The sequence below is a fragment of the Frondihabitans sp. VKM Ac-2883 genome (genome assembly GCF_015350875.1).
Taxonomy (GTDB): Bacteria; Actinomycetota; Actinomycetes; order Actinomycetales; family Microbacteriaceae; genus Frondihabitans.
The window spans coordinates 22,386-40,389 of sequence record NZ_JADKSF010000005.1; the positions used below are offsets into that span (position 1 = coordinate 22,386).

11 protein-coding genes, 1 tRNA gene and 1 pseudogene are annotated in these 18,004 nt (G+C 68.0%); 8 read left to right on the forward strand and 5 right to left on the reverse strand.

Going from position 1 to position 18,004, the window contains the following annotated elements; all coding sequences use genetic code 11:
• Positions 1-31: 31 nt before the first annotated feature.
• Together ITJ49_RS10515 and ITJ49_RS10520 are read right to left on the reverse strand one after the other, a co-directional pair.
• Complete coding sequence (locus tag ITJ49_RS10515) at positions 32-334, reverse strand: hypothetical protein (protein WP_055963010.1); 303 nt, start codon at positions 332-334, stop codon at positions 32-34.
• Between the two features lie 2 nt (positions 335-336).
• Entirely contained in the window at positions 337-561 is a 225-nt protein-coding gene (locus ITJ49_RS10520; protein ID WP_194604955.1) for a DUF3107 domain-containing protein, read from the reverse strand.
• Here ITJ49_RS10520 and ITJ49_RS17880 point away from each other — a divergent pair.
• Genes ITJ49_RS17880 through ITJ49_RS10530 form a run of 3 tightly spaced genes read left to right on the forward strand, consistent with a single transcriptional unit; the run spans position 554 to position 7,096 of the window.
• Positions 554-685: a hypothetical protein gene (locus ITJ49_RS17880; protein ID WP_255521726.1), complete on the forward strand. Its 132-nt coding sequence runs from the start codon at positions 554-556 to the stop codon at positions 683-685. The two genes, ITJ49_RS10520 and ITJ49_RS17880, sit on opposite strands and share 8 nt — an antisense overlap.
• Before the next feature lie 10 nt (positions 686-695).
• Entirely contained in the window at positions 696-3,842 is a 3,147-nt protein-coding gene (locus ITJ49_RS10525) for a PD-(D/E)XK nuclease family protein (protein ID WP_370544467.1), read from the forward strand.
• Between the two features lie 26 nt (positions 3,843-3,868).
• A complete protein-coding gene (locus tag ITJ49_RS10530; RefSeq protein ID WP_370544468.1) occupies positions 3,869-7,096 on the forward strand; it encodes a UvrD-helicase domain-containing protein in 3,228 nt (1,075 codons plus the stop codon).
• 78 nt (positions 7,097-7,174) lie between these two features.
• Here the strand turns inward: ITJ49_RS10530 and ITJ49_RS10535 are convergent, their stop codons facing one another.
• Positions 7,175-8,185 carry a phosphotransferase gene (locus ITJ49_RS10535; RefSeq protein ID WP_194604964.1) on the reverse strand — a complete coding sequence of 337 codons (1,011 nt, stop codon included), beginning with the start codon at positions 8,183-8,185 and terminating at the stop codon, positions 7,175-7,177.
• 73 nt (positions 8,186-8,258) lie between these two features.
• On the opposite strand from ITJ49_RS10535, the gene nudC reads away from it, so the two are divergent.
• A complete protein-coding gene (gene nudC / locus ITJ49_RS10540) occupies positions 8,259-9,209 on the forward strand; it encodes an NAD(+) diphosphatase (RefSeq protein ID WP_194604967.1) in 951 nt (316 codons plus the stop codon).
• A 14-nt stretch (positions 9,210-9,223) separates the two neighbouring features.
• Positions 9,224-10,936 carry an ATP-dependent helicase gene (locus ITJ49_RS10545; protein WP_194604970.1) on the forward strand — a complete coding sequence of 571 codons (1,713 nt, stop codon included), beginning with the start codon at positions 9,224-9,226 and terminating at the stop codon, positions 10,934-10,936.
• Here the strand turns inward: ITJ49_RS10545 and ITJ49_RS18215 are convergent.
• Together ITJ49_RS18215 and ITJ49_RS10550 are read right to left on the reverse strand one after the other, a co-directional pair.
• Positions 10,914-11,684 (reverse strand): annotated as a pseudogene (locus ITJ49_RS18215) (hypothetical protein); the annotation flags it as partial. The gene ITJ49_RS10545 and the pseudogene ITJ49_RS18215 sit on opposite strands and share 23 nt — an antisense overlap.
• Positions 11,685-11,770: 86 nt before the next feature.
• On the reverse strand, positions 11,771-13,135 hold the full coding sequence (locus tag ITJ49_RS10550) for a zinc-dependent metalloprotease (RefSeq protein WP_194604973.1): 1,365 nt from the start codon (positions 13,133-13,135) through the stop codon (positions 11,771-11,773).
• Between the two features lie 191 nt (positions 13,136-13,326).
• On the opposite strand from ITJ49_RS10550, the gene ITJ49_RS10555 reads away from it, so the two are divergent.
• The 3 genes from ITJ49_RS10555 to ITJ49_RS10565 all read left to right on the forward strand — a co-directional run bounded on the left by ITJ49_RS10555 (position 13,327) and on the right by ITJ49_RS10565 (position 17,975).
• Positions 13,327-14,388 carry a PDZ domain-containing protein gene (locus ITJ49_RS10555; RefSeq protein ID WP_370544469.1) on the forward strand — a complete coding sequence of 354 codons (1,062 nt, stop codon included), beginning with the start codon at positions 13,327-13,329 and terminating at the stop codon, positions 14,386-14,388.
• Positions 14,389-14,527: 139 nt separating this feature from the next.
• Positions 14,528-17,506, forward strand: a complete 2,979-nt coding sequence (locus ITJ49_RS10560) for a UPF0182 family protein (RefSeq protein WP_228514375.1) — start codon at positions 14,528-14,530, stop codon at positions 17,504-17,506.
• Between the two features lie 395 nt (positions 17,507-17,901).
• A tRNA-Met gene (locus tag ITJ49_RS10565) sits at positions 17,902-17,975 on the forward strand.
• The last annotated feature ends 29 nt before the right edge of the window (positions 17,976-18,004 follow it).

An 18,004-nucleotide genomic window follows, 5' to 3' on the forward strand; every position in this document is an offset into this window, starting at 1 on the left:
CCTGCACACCGCCGCACCCGCTATGCGCGCTTCAGGCGGTCTTGCGACCCTGGAACAGCTCTTCGAGCAACTCGCGATCGGCGGCCTCTCGACGCCGGGCGAAGACGCGCGCGACGCCGACGGCGGTCAACGCGGCGACGAGGAGCGTCACGATCCAGATCCAGCCGGCGTCCGACTTCCACTCGAGCCAGGTGAGAACCTCCCAGACCACGATGGCGGCCGAGGTCGACCAGCCGGCGACCCAGAACAACCCCCGCGTCGCCTGCCCGGGGAGGGCGAAGTGCACGATGAGGCCGATCAGGGCACCGCCGAGAGCGGCGAAGAGGAGTTCCACGGTTAGCTGACGAAGCCGACGCGGCCGCGCTCGACGCTGCCGACCTCGACGTAGGCGAGACCCGACGTGGGCACGATGTAGACCTTGCCCTTGCTGTCTTTCAGGGTGAAGTACGTCTTGCTTCCGTCGAGGGCCTCGGCGACGACCTTCTCGACGTCGGTCGGGGAGTCGTTCGACTCGAGGGTGATCTCACGGGGGCTGTTGGCGATACCGATGCGAATGTCCACGAGCACGACGATATCCGACTTCGTCGAAGCCCGCGGGCGGCGTTCACTCTGGGCAGAAGAGCCGAGGATCCCCGTGGTCGCCAGCCGTCGGATCCTGCGCTTCGATGTCGGCGGCAGCCGCTAGCGTCGACAGCGTGATCGCACCCCTGGATGCTTCCCAGCGCCTCGTCCTCGAGCTTGCCGACGGCGAGAGTGCCGCCGTGATCGGCGCCCCCGGGTCGGGCAAGACGACGGCGCTGATCGAGTTCGTGCTCGATCGGGTGCATCGCGACGGGTGGGGCCCGGCGGCCGTGCTGGCTCTGTCGCCGACGCGCGGGTCGGCCACCGCGCTCCGAGACACCCTCGCGGGGCGCCTCGACATCCCGTCGCCCGGCCCTCTCGCTCGAACGATCTCGTCGCTCGCCTTCGACATCGTCGGGCACGCGGCGCGGCTGGCGTCGAGCCCCGCGCCCACGCTGCTCACGGGCGGAGAGCAAGACGCCATCATCCGCGACCTTCTCGATGGGCATCTCGACGAGGGCACCGGGCCTGCCTGGCCCGACGAGCTCGGCCCGGTCGTCCGAGGTCTGCGAGGGTTCCGCACCGAGCTCAGGGAGGTGCTGATGCGCGCGACCGAGCACGGCATTGACGCGAACCGGCTCCGTGAATTGGGGGCGACGAACGGTCGTCCTGAATGGAGCGCCGTCGCCGACTTCGCCGACGAATACCACGCCGTCGTCGACGGCCTCCAGGTGTCGGCCCTCGACGCCGCCGAGCTCGTCGACTACGCGGTCGCAGCCCTCGACCGGGGCGAGTCGTCTCCTCTCGTGGCTGACTTGAGGGTGATTGTCGTCGACGACGCCCAGGAGGCGACCGAGTCGACCCTCGCGCTGCTGCGAGCATTCGCCCGACGGGGAGTGGCGATCATCGCGTTCGGCGACCCCGATCTCGCCACCAACGCGTTTCGCGGCGGCTCGCCCGACGTGCTCGGCCGCCTCGCCACCCGGCTGGGCCTCTCCCGGGTCACGACCATCACGCTCGAATCGGTGCACCGGCACGAGCCCTCGCTGCGGGGGTTCGTCTCGTCGATCACCGACCGAATCGGCACGGCCGGTGCCGGGCGACAGCACGCGGCACTCTCGGCGGCGCCCGAGTCGTTGGGCGCTGCTGCGCTGCAGCGCATCGAGTCGGACAGCCCGGCGCACGAGATCGCGTCGGTGGCCCGGGCTCTCCGCGAACACCATCTGTTCGGCGGGGTTCCGTGGTCGAAGATGATGGTCGTCGTCCGCAGCGGTGCTCTGGTGCCCGCGGTGGCGAGATCGCTGCACCTGGCCGAGGTGCCCACCCGCACGCCAATCGCCGGTCGCGCGGTGCGTGACGAATTCGGTGCCCGGCACCTCCTCCTCGCCGCCTCGGTGGCCACGGGGCGCGACGCCCTCACGCCGCTCGTCGCGGGCGAACTGCTCGCCGGGCCGCTCGCCGGCTTCGACTCCCTCAGCCTTCGCCGCCTTCGCCTCGCTCTCCGGGCGGAGGAGCTCGCGGGCGGCGGCACCCGATCCGCCGACGAACTGCTGGTCGAGGCGCTCTCCGGGCCGGGCCGCTTCGCCACGATCGACTCCCGCTTCGCCGCGCGGGCCGGGCGCTTCGCGACGAGCCTCGACCGCGCCCGCGCCGATGCGTCGAAAGGCCTCAGTATCGAAGAGATCCTCTGGGGGCTCTGGGAGCGAAGCGGCCTCGCCGACGACTGGAGCGCGCAGTCACGGGGGCACGGCATCGTCGCCTCCGAGTCAGACCGGCAGCTCGACGGGGTCGTGGCGCTCTTCACCGCGGCCAAGCGATTCGTCGAGCGGTCGCCCGAGGCCTCGGCGCTGGCCTTTCTCGACGCGATGATCGACGCGGATGTGCCCGAAGACACGCTGTCGCCGCAGGCGCTCGCCGAGACCGTGCTCGTGACGACCCCGTCCGGAGCCATCGCGGCCGAGGTCGACGTCGTGGTCGTGGCCCGACTGCAAGACGGGGTGTGGCCGAATCTGCGGGTGCGGGGCGGGCTGCTCTCTCCCGACGCTCTGGTCGAAGCGGCAGAGGGGGATCCTTCGGTGTCGTCCGTCGGTGAAACGCCTCCCACCGGAGCTCCCGCCGGTTCGTCTGCCGCCGGGTCCTCCGCCGGGGCGTCCGTCGTCGACCGACGGGCCGGCGTGCTCTCCGACGAGCTCCGGATGTTCGCGCTCGCCGTCTCGCGGGCCCGTCAGCAGGTCATCCTGTCGTGCACGGCCAACGACGACGAGTCGCCGTCGATGTTCCTCCGCCTGCTGCCGCCCACCACCCCGCTCGTCGACGTGCGACCGCCACTGTCGCTGCGGGGCCTCGTGGGCCACCTCCGACACGCGCAGCTCGCCTCCCGCAGCGCCGTCGATTCGGCCGATGCCGCCATCGGCCTGGCGCGCCTCGCGGCGGCCGACGTCGCGGGCGCTGCTCCCGACGAGTGGTACGGCCTCCACGAGCCCTCCACCCTCGACGAGCTCGTCGACCTCGACGATCCCGAGGCCCGCGTGCGAGTCTCGCCGTCGGCCATGGGCAGTTTCGAGGAGTGCCCGCTGCACTGGTTCGTCGACCGCTTCGGCGGCTCGTCGTCGAGCACGGCCATGGGGCTCGGCACGGTGATCCACGACGTGATGGAGAACGCCGTCGAGATCGACGCCGACTCGCTCTGGAGGAGCGTCGAGGCGCGCTGGGGCGAGCTCGAATTCGAGTCGGAGTGGATTGGAGCCGCCGAGAAGAAACGCGCGCGTGCCATGACCGAGAGCCTCTCGGCCTACCTGACCGACTTCGTCGCTAGCAACTCCACGCTGCTCGGCGCCGAGTCGGCTTTCGAGCTCGACGCGGCGCCCGCCCTCCTCCGCGGGATGATCGACCGGGTCGAGCAGCAGGCCGACGGCAGCGTCGTCATCGTCGACCTCAAGACCGGCAAGTACGCCCCCTCGGCTCCCGAGGCGGAGAAGAACCCGCAGCTCGGCAGCTACCAGCTGGCGCTCGCCGAGGGCGCGCTCGAGGCGGCCTCGGCCGACTCGCCCCGGGGCGGTGCGAAACTCCTGTTCGTCGCGGTGTCGACCGCCAGAAAGCCCTACGTCGAGCGATCGCAGACGGCATTCGACGGGGAGGCCCTTGCGGCCTTCCGAGAGCGCGTGCAAGACGACGCCCGCGGCATGGCGAAGCGCGTGTTCGAGGCGCGGATCGACGAGCACTGCCTCCAACGGCACGGTGGCTCGTGCCGAATCCACGTGGTCGGAGAGGTCACCCAGTGAGCGATTCTTTCGACGAGGGTGTCGCCGTGTCTACGCTCTCAGTTCAGTACTCGGCCATCGACATCGCCGAGGCCCTCGAGCTGCCTCCGCCCACGATCGAGCAGCGCGCCGTCATCGAGGCGCCGCTCGAGCCAGCCCTGGTCGTCGCGGGCGCCGGCAGCGGCAAGACGGAGACGATGGCGAGTCGAGTCGTCTGGCTGCTCGCCAACGGATTCGTCACAGTGCCCGAGGTGCTGGGGCTCACCTTCACACGGAAGGCGGCCGGCGAGCTCGGCGAGAGGATCGGCCGGCGGATCGACCTTCTCATCGAGCGCGGCCTCCTCGACACGCAGGGCGACCCGTTCGAGACGCCGACCGTGTCGACCTACAACGCGTTTGCCAACGCGATCTTCCGCGATCACGCGTTGATCGTGGGCCGTGAGAGCGAGTCGCAACTGCTCGGCGAGGCATCGGCCTGGCAGCTCGCCCGCTCCCTCGTCATCCGGAGCACCGACGAGCGTCTCGCCACCCTCGGCAAGTCGGTCGACCAGATCACCGAGGCCGTCCTGTCGCTGAGCCACGCCCTCGGCGAGAACGTCGCCGACCCCGCTGCCGTGTCGGCAATGGCCGACCGATTCCTCGACGTCGCCTCGCTGCCGTTCAGCGGTCGAGCGCCTCGTCCCCACGTGCGACGGGCAGCTGCAGCACTCGAGACGCTTCCCCCGCTCGTCGACCTCGCGACCGCATTCGCCGACGAGAAGGCGCGTCGGGGCTTCGTTGAGTTCTCCGACCAGGTCGCCCTCGCCCTCGAGGTCTGCGAGACATCCGCCAGCGTGGTGGGGGAGTACCGCGACCGGTTCAAAATAGTGCTGCTCGACGAGTACCAAGACACCAGCGTCGTTCAGACGCGACTGCTCTCACGCCTCTTCGGCGGCACAGCGGTCATGGCTGTCGGCGATCCGCACCAGTCGATCTACGGCTTTCGGGGCGCGAGCGCAGCGAACCTCGGGCGCTTCCCGGTCGACTTCGACGCGCGACCCGATGCCTCATACACGCTCTCGACGAGCTGGCGAAACCCGGTCAGGGTCCTCGACTCGGCCAACGTGGTCGTCGACGAGTTGTCCCGCAGATCCGACGTCGCGGTCGGCACGCTCGCGGCCCGCCCGAACGCGCCGCTCGGCGAGGTCAGCGCGGCCTTCGCCGAGACCCTGCCCGAAGAGGCAGCCGCGGTGGCCGAGTGGTTCGAACGGGAGCTGCGGATCCTGAATCCCGACGGAACGAAGCGCACCGCCGCGGTGCTCTTCCGCTCCAAGAAGAACGTGCAGGCCTTCGCTGCAGCCCTGCGTGCGCGCGGGGTGCCGTTCCACATCCTGGGGGTGGGCGGCCTGCTGTCAAGACCCGAAATCGTTGACCTGGTCAGCTGCCTGCGCGTGTTGCACGATCCGGCAGCCGGGTCGGAACTGATTCGGCTGATGGCCGGGGCCCGATGGCGCATCGGCATCCACGACATCGCGATGCTTCGCGAGGTCTCGTCGTGGCTGTTCCAACACGACCACGCTCAGCAGAAGCTGCCCGACGAGGTGCGCGCCCGACTGCGGGCTTCCGTCGCCGCGGGCGAAGACGGGTCGATCGTCGACGCACTCGACTTCGTGGGCACGGCTCCCGAATCGCACGGGCAGCTGCGGCGATTCAGCCCGAAGGGCCTCTCGAGGCTGCGGGCGCTCGCGCGACAGCTGGCCTTCCTACGCAACCGGGTCGGGCTCGATCTCGTCGACCTCGTGGCTCTGGTGCAGCAGGAGATGCTCCTCGACATCGAGGTGGCGGCGGTCAGCGGCTCCGTTCACGGCCGGGCGTACCTGCAGGCGTTCGACGATGAGGTCGCGGGCTATGCGGCCATCGACGAGTCGGCCAGCCTCGCCGGGTTCCTCTCCTGGATCAGCGCGGCCGAGCGCCGTGACGACATGGGGCCGCGCTCCGACGCCAGCGAGGCCGGGGTCGTCCAACTGCTCACCGTGCATGGGTCGAAGGGCCTCGAATGGCAGCTCGTCGCCGTGCCCCGGCTCGTCGAGGGCGAGCTGCCCGGCACAGCTCGCGAGGGCAACGGCTGGGTCGCGTTCGGCGAACTGCCCTACGAGTTCCGCGGCGACGCGATGGAACTCCCGGTGCTCGCCTGGCGTGGAGCCGAAGACCAGAACGAGTTCCATGAAGCCGTCGAGGTGTTCCGTGACGAGCTCAAGCAGCGCCACCTCGCCGAAGAGCGCCGTCTGGCCTACGTCGCCCTCACCCGTGCGCAAGACGCCCTGCTGCTGACCGGGTCGTTCTGGGCCACACAGAAGCGACCGCGAACGGCCAGCCTCTATCTGCGCGAGCTCGCCGAGGCGGAGATCATCAACGCGGGTTTCTTGCCCGACGCGTCGGCGTTCGAGGAGAACCCCCTGGCGGCGGAGTACCGCACCCCCGAGTGGCCGTTCGACCCGCTCGGTGCCCGGCGACCCGCGGTCGAGAACGCCGCCGCCTTGGTGAAGACCGCCATCGAGCGACACGACGACGACGCGGGCCGCTGGAACGCCGATATCGAGCTCCTGCTCCGCGAACGACAGGCGGCTCGAGAGAACGCGGTTGTGACGGCTCTTCCGCAGCGCATCCCCGCGTCGCGATTCAAAGACTACGTCGACGACCCGGCGGCAGTGGTCGCTGCGCTTCGGCGGCCGTTGCCCGAGAGGCCCTATCGAGCCACGCGTCTCGGCACCCTCTTCCACGACTGGGTCGAAGCGCGTTACCGGCCCACCGGCCGACTCGAAACCCTCGATTCCGGCGGGCTCGATCTCGACCTCGACGAGGGCGAGCGCGGTGTGCTCGCCGCGGGAGTACCGATCGATGTCGACGACGCCCGTCGGCTGGCAGAGCTGCAGGCGACCTTCGAGGCGTCGGAGTGGGCTGAACTCGAACCCGTCGACGTCGAGCTCGAGATCCACCTGCCCCTCGGCTCTCGCACCGTCATCTGCAAGATCGACGCCGTGTTCGAACGCGACGGCCGCTTTCAGGTCGTCGACTGGAAGACGGGCAAGGCGCCGCGCGACGCCGACGAGCTCCAGCTCAAGCAGCTCCAGCTCGCGCTCTACCGGGAGGCGTACGCCTCATTCCGGGGTATCGACCCGGACCAGATCGACGCGGTGTTTTACTTCGTGGCCGACGACGATAAGCTCGAGCCGAGCCACGTCAGCGACCGCGATGAGCTCGAGAAGCTGTGGGGTGGCGTCGAAGCGAGGCTCTGACCGTACCACGGGCCTCCGTGCCGGCGGGCTGGCTGAACCGGGTGCAACCGTCGGCAACCGGCCGGGACGGGCACCGCGTCAGGCCGACTCGCTCCGGTGTCGCTCCGTCGTCGCCAGCAAATTCTCGACGCCGGCGACGTCCAACGCCTCGGTCGACCCCGACACCAGCGGGCGCTCGTCGGACTGCTGCACCGAATCGACCAGCCGAGACATCATCGCGACGGCATCATCGACGACCTCGGTGTTCTTCGTGTGGCTGCCGTGCAGCAGATACCGCGCGAGATCGAGCTCGTGGTACAGCGTCGCGCGGTTGCGGAGCTGGCGCTCGCTGGTGCCGCGGGCCGCCGCGTACGCGTCGAAGACCGCATCGACGCTGTCGTCGTTGGGGGCTCCGAGCACCCAGGCGAGGTCACGCGCAGGATCCGCGATCTGCAGCTCGTGCCACCCCAGAATTCCGCTGATCCGGTCGCCCGACACCAGCACCGACGAGGCCTCGAGCGATCCATTGATCACCGTCGGCTGGAACTGCCAGAGCTGACTGTCTTGAATCGCCGACTCCCAGCGCTCCACGAGAGCGGCGGGGAGTAGCCCCGTCGCCGCGGCGCGGTCGACCACGCTGGCGGACGACCGCATGGCCTCGAAGGGCGTGTGGCTCGTGAGCCCCGAGTCGGTGACGAAGCTGGTGGGGAGCGAGTGAATGGCCGCGATTGCGGCTCCGACCGACGACGGGAGGCCGGATCCTGCGATCATCTCGGAGACGACGAGGGGCTCGCCCGCGAGGTAGTCGTAGAGAATTGCTCGCGTCTCGGCGATGGGTGCCTGGCCGCGATACGACGGCACTCCGAACGAGAGCCGGCTGCGGACTCCCTGGCTGAGCGCGCGGATGGCCACGAGATCGGCGGACTGCTGAGCTTCGGCGCGCGTCGTTCTCGGAACCCGGATGATCCACTCCTCGCCACCCGAGCCCGAGAGTCGAGCGGAGTCGAAATCGCCGGCGCCGATGGAGCCGTGTGGGCCGGCCCGGCGGACGTCGAGGTCGGCGACGGCAGCCGTCGCCAACGCGGCTAGAGTGAAGTGGGATCTGGCCATGCCGTAAGGGTAGGCCGACAGCCACGGCCTGCCTCGTGCGCCACGCTGGTTCCTCGAGTCGATTGGTGGTCGGATGCCTGAACGTTCCTCTGGAAGCCAGGAGTCGTTCGCGGCGAAGCTCCCGCTCTCTCGGCACCAGATCGATCGTGACTACCTCACCCGGGAGCGCGAGGGCCTTTTTCCTGAACTGCTCGCCAATTCGGCGACGCGCGTGGTGCCGGTGTGGCACGGGCGTGCGCTCTTCGCCGGGAGCTCGTCGATCTCGCTCCTGTCACCCGATGCGATTCCGACGCAGTCCACTCTCGTCTACCTGGGGCGCTCTCTCGACCCCGATGCCCCAGAACCCGTCGGCACTCCGATCGTCGCGGCGATTCTCGACGACGACCAGGCGGCGACCCTCGCGTCCGAGGAGGAATGGGGCAATCTTCGCATGTTCGCGACCGGGCTGAGCGACCGGGATGCCGGGCTCGCCACCGAAGCGATCGCCATTGCGAACTGGCACGCCTCGCACCGGTTCTCGCCGAGGACGGGGCGGCCCCTCGTACCGGCGAAGGGCGGCTGGGTGCGAATCGACCCCGACGATGGCCACGAGATCTTCCCGCGCACCGATCCGGCGATCATCGTCGGCGTCACCGACGAAGACGATCGTCTGCTGCTCGGCTCCAATGCCCTGTGGGAGAAGAACCGGTTCTCGCTTCTCGCCGGGTTCGTCGAACCCGGTGAGTCGCTCGAACACGCCGTCCAGCGCGAGATCTTCGAGGAGTCGGGTGTGCGCGTCGTCGACCCCGTCTATCTCGGTTCGCAGCCCTGGCCCTTTCCTGCCTCGTTGATGGTGGGCTTCCGCGCGACCGTCGACCCGGCCGACCCCGGCACCCTCGAGCCCGACGGCGCGGAGATCATCGACCTCCGCTGGTTTACCCGCGACGAACTGGCTGGCGCCGGCGACAGCGTGATTCTGCCCGGCCGTTCCTCGATCGCGCGCGCGATCATCGAGGACTGGTTCGGCGCCGAGCTCGACGACTGAGCGGCGTACGACCGATGGAGGCCGCCGACCTGATCGCAGGTCTCGACGAGCAGCAGCGCGTCGCCGCAGAGACACTTCTGGGGCCCGTCTGCCTACTCGCCGGGGCCGGCACGGGAAAGACCCGGGCCATCACGCATCGCATCGCCTACGGTGTCGCGACCGGTGTCTACGCGCCGAACCGAGTGATGGCACTCACCTTTACCTCACGGGCCGCGGCCGAGCTTCGAGGGCGTCTTCGAGTGCTGGGCGCCGGGGGAGTGGCGGCCCGCACCTTCCACGCCGCCGCGCTCTCCCAGCTCGCCTACTTCTGGCCGCAGACCATGGGTGGCACGATGCCGCGGTTGCTCGAGAGCAAGGCCAAGCTCGTCGCGCACGCGTCGGAGACCCTCCGGCTTCGGCTCGACACCGCCAGTCTTCGCGACCTCTCGGCCGAGATCGAGTGGCGAAAAGTCTCGCGTCTGACGATGGAGGAGTACTCGCACTCCCTCGCCAGCCGGGCTCTGCCTCAGAACGTGACATCGGAGCAAGCCCTCGACCTTCACCAGGCCTACGAAGACATCAAGGATTCGCGCCGGCAGCTCGACTTCGAGGACGTCCTGTTGGCGACGGCGGGGATGCTGGAACTCGAAGCGCGAGTCGCGCAGCAGGTGCGCGAGCAGTACCGCTTCTTCGTCGTCGACGAGTATCAGGACGTCTCGCCCCTGCAGCAGGATCTGCTCGACCTCTGGCTCGGCGATCGCAACGACGTGTGTGTAGTCGGTGACGCCAGCCAGACGATCTACTCGTTCGCCGGAGCATCGTCGGAGTACCTGCTCGGTTTCGGCTCTCGCTATGACAACGCGACCGTGCTTCGACTCGAACAGAACTACCGCTCGGCCAGGCCCATCGTCGAGACCGCCAACGAGCTGATGCGGGGTCGGCCCGGTGCCCTCCACCTGCATCCCGCCCAGTCGGTCCCCGGCCCCCTGCCGCGCATCACCGACCACTCGTCTGACTCGTCGGAGGCCCGTGCCGTCGCCGAGTCGATCGCCGCCGAGATCCGTGGGGGAACGCCACCCGAGTCGATCGCCGTGCTCTTTCGCGTCAATGTGCAGACCGCCGCTCTCGAGCGCGCGCTCGAAGACGCCGGCGTGAGCACGCGCCTGCACGGGTCGACCCGCTTCTTCGACCTGCGCGAGGTGAAGCAGGCGCTCATGATGCTGAAGGGCGCCGCGGTGAGCATCGTCGACGAGCCCCTCTTCAAAACCGTCAGCGATGTGCTTCGCTCGCTGGGCTGGGCGCAAGAACCCCCCGAACAACGGGGCGCCGTCCGTGACCGCTGGGAATCGCTCAACACCCTCATGGGTTTGGCGGAGTCGGCGGTGCCGGGCACCACCCTGCGCCAGTTCGTCGACGAGCTCTTCGCTCGCCAGGTCGGCCAGCACGAGCCCACGATGTCGGCCGTGACGCTTGCCACCCTGCACTCCGCGAAGGGGCTCGAGTGGGAGAGCGTCTACATCGTCGGCTTGAGCGAGGGGCTGATGCCGATCAGCTACGCGAAGACGTTCGAGGGCATCGACGAAGAGCGGCGCCTCCTCTACGTCGGTGTCACACGAGCTCGGCAACGGCTGAATCTCTCGTGGAGCCGGACAGGCCAGGGCCGATCGATGCAGGAGCGTCGCCCGAGCCGGTTCTTGGAGGAGCTCCGCATCCGCAGTCGGGATGAGGTCGGCTCACCGACGTCGTGACCTCCCCGGTGTCGACGTCGAGCATCTCGAGCACCGCGTCGGGAAGGCGGTCGGCGCTGCCCGTCAGCCGGTTCAGCGCTCGCCGACTCGCCCGAACGGCGATCTCGCCGACGAGGAGTGGCGAGTGCTCGCGAGGCGGGCGCCCCCAGAGCTGACCGGCGATGGCCCCCCAGGCGGAGTCGACGTCGGCCCGATGCAGATCGAGACACCGGCAGCAGGCAGTCACCCCGGGCACGACCACCGGGCCGATCCGCGCGAACGAGTCTCCGGTGACGACGCAGAGGTGCGGAACGTCTCGCCGGAGCCATCCCGAGGTCACGACCGGATCGTGAACGTGCGACGACACCGCGATGGCGAGGGCGGGCGTCTCGCCAACGTCGTCGTGGGGGAGGTCGCGGTCGACCCGTACCCCCTCGGCGGTGAGCATCGCGGCAATCGAGGCAGAAAGACCAGAGGATCCCGGCACCTCGACGATCGGCCCCTCGCCGGGGCCGGGTGACACCAGTGCGGGCCGGAGACGCTCGACCAGCTCGGCGACCTCGTGATCGGGGCAGCCGACCCGCTGCGCGATCGGCGGCGTGCCGGAGCGGCCGTGGCCGGCGGCGATGGCGGCGATGATGCGCTCTTGCTTGGTCGTCACCCCGTCGAGGACGGCTCGGGGACGATCGACGCCGATCTGCAGAGTCTGCGGATCGCGCCACACGAGAGGAAGACGGGGATCGAGTCGGATGTCCATGCCCACAAGCATCGACAATCCGCGCAGATCGCGCTGGAGTTCTCCACAGGCCCCGATCCAGAGGCCACGATCTACAGGCCCAGCGAGGCCGAGGCGAGCTAGCTCCGCGGATCCTCGGCGGTTCCGTCTTCGGCCTCGCGGGGGCGGTCGTCGCTCACGTCGTTGAGGAGGTCTTCGATGGCGCGGTCGACGTCGTCGGGCTCGGGCTGGCCGCCCGTCAGTCGCGCGATCAGGCCCTGGGGATCGTCGATGTCGTCGCTGGTGGGGACGATATCGGGGTGGGCCCAGAGCGAGTCGCGAACCTCGCCGCCGGCGGCGTCGCTGACGGCCTGCCACATGGCGGCCGCCTCGCGAAGTCGGCGCGGACGGAGTTCGAGCCCGACCAGGGTCGCGAATGCCGACTCGGCGGGGCCTCCGGCGGCGCGCCTCCGGCGAACGGTCTCGGCGATCGACGACGACTTCGGCAGACGTTCGGTGGCCTTCGCCGTGACCACGTCGACCCACCCCTCGATCAGGGCGAGGGTCGTCTCGAGGCGAGCCAGCGCCGCGAGTTGCTCTTCTGTCTTCGGCGGGATGAGGGCACCGCTCGCCATGGCCTCACGCAGCTCTTCGGGATTCGACGGGTCGAAGTCGGCGGCGAGCTCTTCGAGCCGACCGGTGTCGATCGAGATGCCCTGCGAGAACTCCCGGATGGACGAGATGAGGTGCAGGCGCAGCCATCGGGCGTGGCGGAACAGGCGAGCGTGCGCGAGTTCGCGGACAGCCAGATACAGCTGCACCTGATCGATGGGAATGTCGAGGCCGTCACCGAACGCGGCCACGTTCTGTGGAACGAGAGCGGCCTGCTGGTCGTCGAGGAGGGGGATTCCGACATCGCCGCCGGAAACGACCTCGGTCGAGAGCTGACCCACGACCTGGCCGAGCTGCATCGCGAACAGAGCGCCGCCCACGTTACGCATCACCTGGCTGGCGCCCGCGAGCATCTCGCGCATTTCTTCGGGCGCCTGGTCGCGGAGCACGCTGGTGAGCGAGTCGGCGATGGAGTCGGCCACCGGCTCGGCGAGCTGGCTCCACACCGGCATTGTTGCCGAGGCCCATTCGGCCCTGGTCATCAGGCGGGGCTCGACAGTGAGCTCGGCCACGTGCGCGACCTCGTCGAGCCAGAGGGCGGCGACGTGGAACGCCTGCTCGAGGGCGCTCACCTGGCCGGGAGACGTCTCAATCGCCGATTGCGTGGCGATGCTCGCGGACTGCTCGGTGGCGAGCGTCCAGTCGATCCCGTCGCCCGAGCGGCTGACGGCCGACTGGAGCTGACTCATGAGCCGTGCCATGAAAGCGGGATCATTGGGCAGACCAGCCGCCCCGACGAGCTTCGACGGGTCGATCTCGGAATCACCCGAGAGGAACTGCCGGAGCATGTCGCGGAACTCGTCTTCGGGGCCCGGCTGCGAATCTTCAGACATGGCAACTACGCTATCTCCTGGCCACACGAACAGTCTGGGATTCGCCCGCTTCTCGCAAGGTCCGCCTCTGCGCCCAGGGCGAACAGCCCGCAGCTGTTCGTCGCTCCCCGAAAGGCAGTACCGAGTTGGCTCGATTCGTCGCCCCCGCCTCCCGCCCGAATACCCCGGCTCGACGAGGGTGGCTCGGCCCAGTGGTGCTGGCTATTGCCCTCCTCATTGGCATCGTCCTCTCCGTCCTCCCGGCGCCGTACCTCATCGAGCAGCCGGGCCCGGTCTTCGACACCCTCGGCACGAACGAGTTCGACGGTAAGCAGACGCCCCTTATCACGATCGAGGGCCACGAGACCTACCCGACCGCGGGTTCGCTCGACCTTCTCACCGTGAGCGTTCTGGGCAACCAGGCGCAGCGACCGAACTGGGCAGAGATCGTCAGCGCGTGGTTCGACCCCAGCAAGGCGGTCATCCCGGTCGAGGCCATCTACCCGACGGGCGTCTCGAACAAGCAGGTCGATCAGCAGAACACGATCGACATGGAACAGAGCCAGAAGTCCGCCATCACGGCCGCCCTGGCACACGAAGGGTTCGACGTCACGACGAAGATCGCCGTGAGCGCGGTCGAGAAGGGAAGCCCGGCCGACGGGGTCTTGAAGAAGGGCGACGTGATCCGGTCGATCAACGGCACTTCACTGTCGAAGAACAGTGACGTCGATTCCCTCCGAGCGCTGGTGGCCGAGAACGGAACGAAACCCGCAAAGATCACGTACACCCGAGGATCCTCGAGTGGGTCGTCTGGCACGACCGTCCGCACTGCCACCGTGACCCCCGTGGAGCAGAGCGGCACGTACCTCCTCGGCATCGGCGCCAGCGTGGCCTACACGTTCCCCTTCACGGTCTCGCTGAAGCTCGCCGACGTCGGAGGGCCGAGCGCGGGTCAGATGTTCGCGCTCGGAATCATCGACAAACTCACTCCGGGCGAGCTCAATGGCGGCAAAAAGGTGGCCGGCACGGGCACCATCACGGCGGGCGGCACGATCGGTGCCATCGGCGGAATCCGGCAGAAGATGTACGGGGCGCGCGACTCGGGCGCCACGGTGTTCCTCGCTCCCAAGAGCAACTGCTCCGAGGTGACCGGGCACATTCCGTCCGGCCTCGACGTCTACGCGGTGTCCGATCTCGACGATTCGGTCGCAGTGCTGAAGACGATCGCCGACAAGGGCGACACGGCCGCGCTGCCAACCTGCCCCGCGTCCTGACCGGTGCGACTCGGCCTGCCATGAGGTCGGTCGGCACCCAATGCACGGGTTCTCCACAGGCTGTTCGCCACTAGGCGTAGCTCGGAGGTTGGGCACATAGGATGGCCACTCCACCTCTCCATCAGCCAGGAGCAACCTCTTGACTTCCTCTGCATCAGCGTCGTCGGCCGTCACCGGTCGTCGTTCGCCGCGAGTTCCCGTCCTCGTCACCATCGGCATTCTCGCCGGTCTCGTGATCCTCTTCTTCCTCTTCTCAGGGCTCGCGACCGACTACCTCTGGTACCAGCAGCTCGGGTTCTCCAGCGTGATCATGACGCAGTGGATCGCCGGCACCGCGCTCTTCTTCATCGGGTTCCTGGGCATGGCGCTTCCCGTGTACGCGAGCATCGACATCGCGTTCCGCTTCCGCCCCGTCTACGCCAAGCTCAATTCGCAACTCGACCGCTACCAGCAGGTCATCGAGCCGCTCCGCCGCACAGTGATGTTCGGCATTCCGATCGTGCTCGGGCTCTTCGGGGGCATCGCCGCCTCCACGCACTGGGCTATGGTCTTGCAGTGGTTGAACCGCACCCCGTTCGGCAAGACCGACCCGCAGTTCGGTCTCGACATCGGGTTCTACGTCTTCTCGCTCCCGTTCTATCAAGGGCTCGTGGGCTTCGCGTCGGCGGTCGTGCTCCTCTCCGTCATCGCCGCGCTCGCGACTAGCTACCTCTACGGCGCCCTGCGCTTCTCCGGTCGCGAGGTGCGCATCTCTCGCGTCGCCCGCATTCAGATCGCGGTCACCGCAGCCCTCTACCTCGCGCTTCAGGCGGTCAGCCTCTGGCTCGACCAGTACGCCACGCTGACCGACGGCTCCGGCAAGCGCATCGTCGGCGCCACGTATACCGATGTCTTCGCGGGCATCCCCGGCAAGCAAATCTTGGCCTACGCGGCTGCGGTCGTCGCGATCCTCTTTATCGTCACCGCGGTCATCGGCCGCTGGCGCTTCCCGATCATCGGAACCGTCGCGCTGCTCGTGATCAGCCTGCTCATCGGGGCGATCTACCCGTGGATCATCCAGCGCTTCACCGTCGTCCCGTCCGAGAAGAGTGTGGAGTCGGCGTACATCCAGCGCAATATCGAGGCGACCCGCGACGCCTACGGGGTCTCTGATGTGAAAGAGGAGACGTACCAGGCGAAGTCGAGCGCGACGGAGGGCGCTCTGGCCAGCGACGCGGTGACCACCGAGAACATCCGCATCATCGACCCCGCGCTCGTCACCGAGACCTTCGCGCAGCTGCAGCAGTTGCGCCAGTACTACTCGTTCGCCGACAAGCTCGACGTCGACCGCTACCGCATCGACGGCAAGGTGCAAGACACCGTCATCGGCGTGCGCGAGCTCAACACGGCCGGCCTCGGCTCGGCCAACAACGACTACAACTCCACGTTCGTGTACACACACGGCTATGGCGTCGTGGCCGCTTACGGCAACCAGCGCAGCTCCGAGGGTGAGCCGGTGTTCCTCGAGTCCGACATCCCGGTCAAGGGCAAGCTCGGCGACTCGTCCGATTACCAGCCTCGCGTCTACTTCGGAGAGAAGAACCCCGCCTACTCGATCGTGGGGGGCAACGAGAGCAAGAAGATCGAGCTCGACTATCCCTCCGGCTCGAACGACGAAACCGGAAACCCGACCACCAATTACACGGGCGACGGCGGGCCCAAGCTCGACAACGTCTTCAAGAAGTTGATCTATGCGATCAAGTTCCAGTCCGAGCAGATCGTCCTCTCTGACGCAGTCAACAACGATTCGCAAATCCTCTACGACCGCGATCCTGCCACCCGTGTAAAGAAGGTCGCCCCGTATCTCACGCTCGACGGCGATCCCTACCCCGCTGTCGTCGACGGCAAGGTCCTCTGGATTGTCGATGCCTACACTACGAGCGACGACTACCCCTACTCCGATCAGCAGAGCCTGTCGAACACGGTTGCGGCAGACAAGAGTGCTCAGAGCGCCTTCGCGTCCGACAACATCAACTACATCCGCAACTCGGTCAAGGCGACCGTCGACGCGTACTCGGGCAAGGTCACCCTCTTCGCGTGGGACAAAACCGATCCGATCCTCCAAACCTGGCAGAAGGTGTTCCCCTCGACGGTGAAGCCGATGAGTGAGATGAGCAGCACGCTGCTCAGTCACGTGCGCTACCCCGAAGACCTGTTCAAGATGCAGCGTGCGACTCTGGCGACGTACCACGTGACAGACGCAGGGTCGTTCTTCTCTGGCGACGACGCATGGGCTATTCCCACCGATGCCTCCGACTCGACGTCGACGAAGTCGGCCGAACAACAGCCGTACTACCTGACCATGAAGCTTCCGGGCCAAGATGCGGCTTTCCAGCTCTATACGACCTACCAGCCTCAGCAGTCTGCGGCCTCGAATGCACGTAACGTACTGACCGGCTACCTTGCGGCGAATTCCGACGCGGGCTCCACCAAGGGGCAGGTCTCGAGCGACTACGGCAAGTTGACCCTGCTCACCCTGCCCAAAGACGACAGCGTGCCAGGGCCCAACCAGGTGCAGGCGAACTTCAACTCGAACGAAGAGGTCGCAAACACGTTGGCGCTTCTTCGTCAAGGTGACACCTCGGTCACACGAGGCAACCTGCTGACCCTGCCGGTCGGCGGTGGGCTGCTCTACGTGCAGCCTGTCTACGTCCAGTCGAACTCCTCCGGTTCTTATCCGATCCTTCGCAAGATCCTGGTGTCATTCGGCGGGCAGATCGCGTTCGAAGACACCCTCCAAGAGGCCCTCGACTCGATCTTCGGCGGCGATGCGGGTGCCTCGACGGGCGACAGCGGAGTTCCGACGACCGGTGACGGCACGACCGGCGGCGGCAGCAGCTCGACCGGGAGCGGCAGCGGCTCGACCGGCGGGGGGTCCACATCAGGATCCGGCGCGACGTCGGGCAGCACCGGCTCCGGGGCCGGCACCAGTGCAGCCCTCGACTCGGCGCTTGCAGACGCACAGAAGGCCCTCGACGACCGCAAGGCCGCCTACGCCTCAAACGACCTGGTGGCGGCTGCCGAGGCGGACGCCGCGCTCCAGAAGGCCGTTGAGGCGGCCGTGAAGGCGTCGGAGTAGATCCCGGCGACTGGCGAGTAGCGACTAGAGGCTAGCTGCCCCGCACGAAGGCCGCCGTGCACCCGAGTTCGGGTGCACGGCGGCGTTTGTCGTTGAGGCCGCTGCAATCGCGGGGTCGGGTGCGGAGCGGCAGGGCGCGGATGCAGAAGTCTGTTCGTGATCTCGGGTGGCCGGATCCTGAAGTCAGGTGAGGGGGCTTGGAATGCAGGAGTGGGGGCGATCAGCGCGCGTCCGTCAGGTGTGCCGGCTGCTTGGCCACCTGAATTCAGGGTCGCGCCGGTCGCGTGCCTGCAGTCAGGAGTGCTTCGCCCGAACACCGGAGTTCACGCGCACGTGACCCGATCCGGCCTCGATTAGACCCGTGCCGGATCCCGTGCTAGAGTCATTTCTTGTGCCGCGGGGTGGAGCAGTTCGGTAGCTCGCTGGGCTCATAACCCAGAGGTCGTAGGTTCAAATCCTGCCCCCGCAACAAGAGAAAGGCCCTTGACCAGCATTTGT

Excerpts from the sequence above, each read along its gene's own strand:
- ITJ49_RS17880 (WP_255521726.1), top strand. The coding sequence starts at position 554 with ATGTCCACGAGCACGACGATATCCGACTTCGTCGAAGCCCGCGGGCGG.
- ITJ49_RS10535 (WP_194604964.1), bottom strand. The coding sequence starts at position 8,185 with ATGGCCAGATCCCACTTCACTCTAGCCGCGTTGGCGACGGCTGCCGTC.
- nudC (WP_194604967.1), top strand. The coding sequence starts at position 8,259 with ATGCCTGAACGTTCCTCTGGAAGCCAGGAGTCGTTCGCGGCGAAGCTC.
- ITJ49_RS10545 (WP_194604970.1), top strand. The coding sequence starts at position 9,224 with ATGGAGGCCGCCGACCTGATCGCAGGTCTCGACGAGCAGCAGCGCGTC.
- ITJ49_RS10550 (WP_194604973.1), bottom strand. The coding sequence starts at position 13,135 with ATGTCTGAAGATTCGCAGCCGGGCCCCGAAGACGAGTTCCGCGACATG.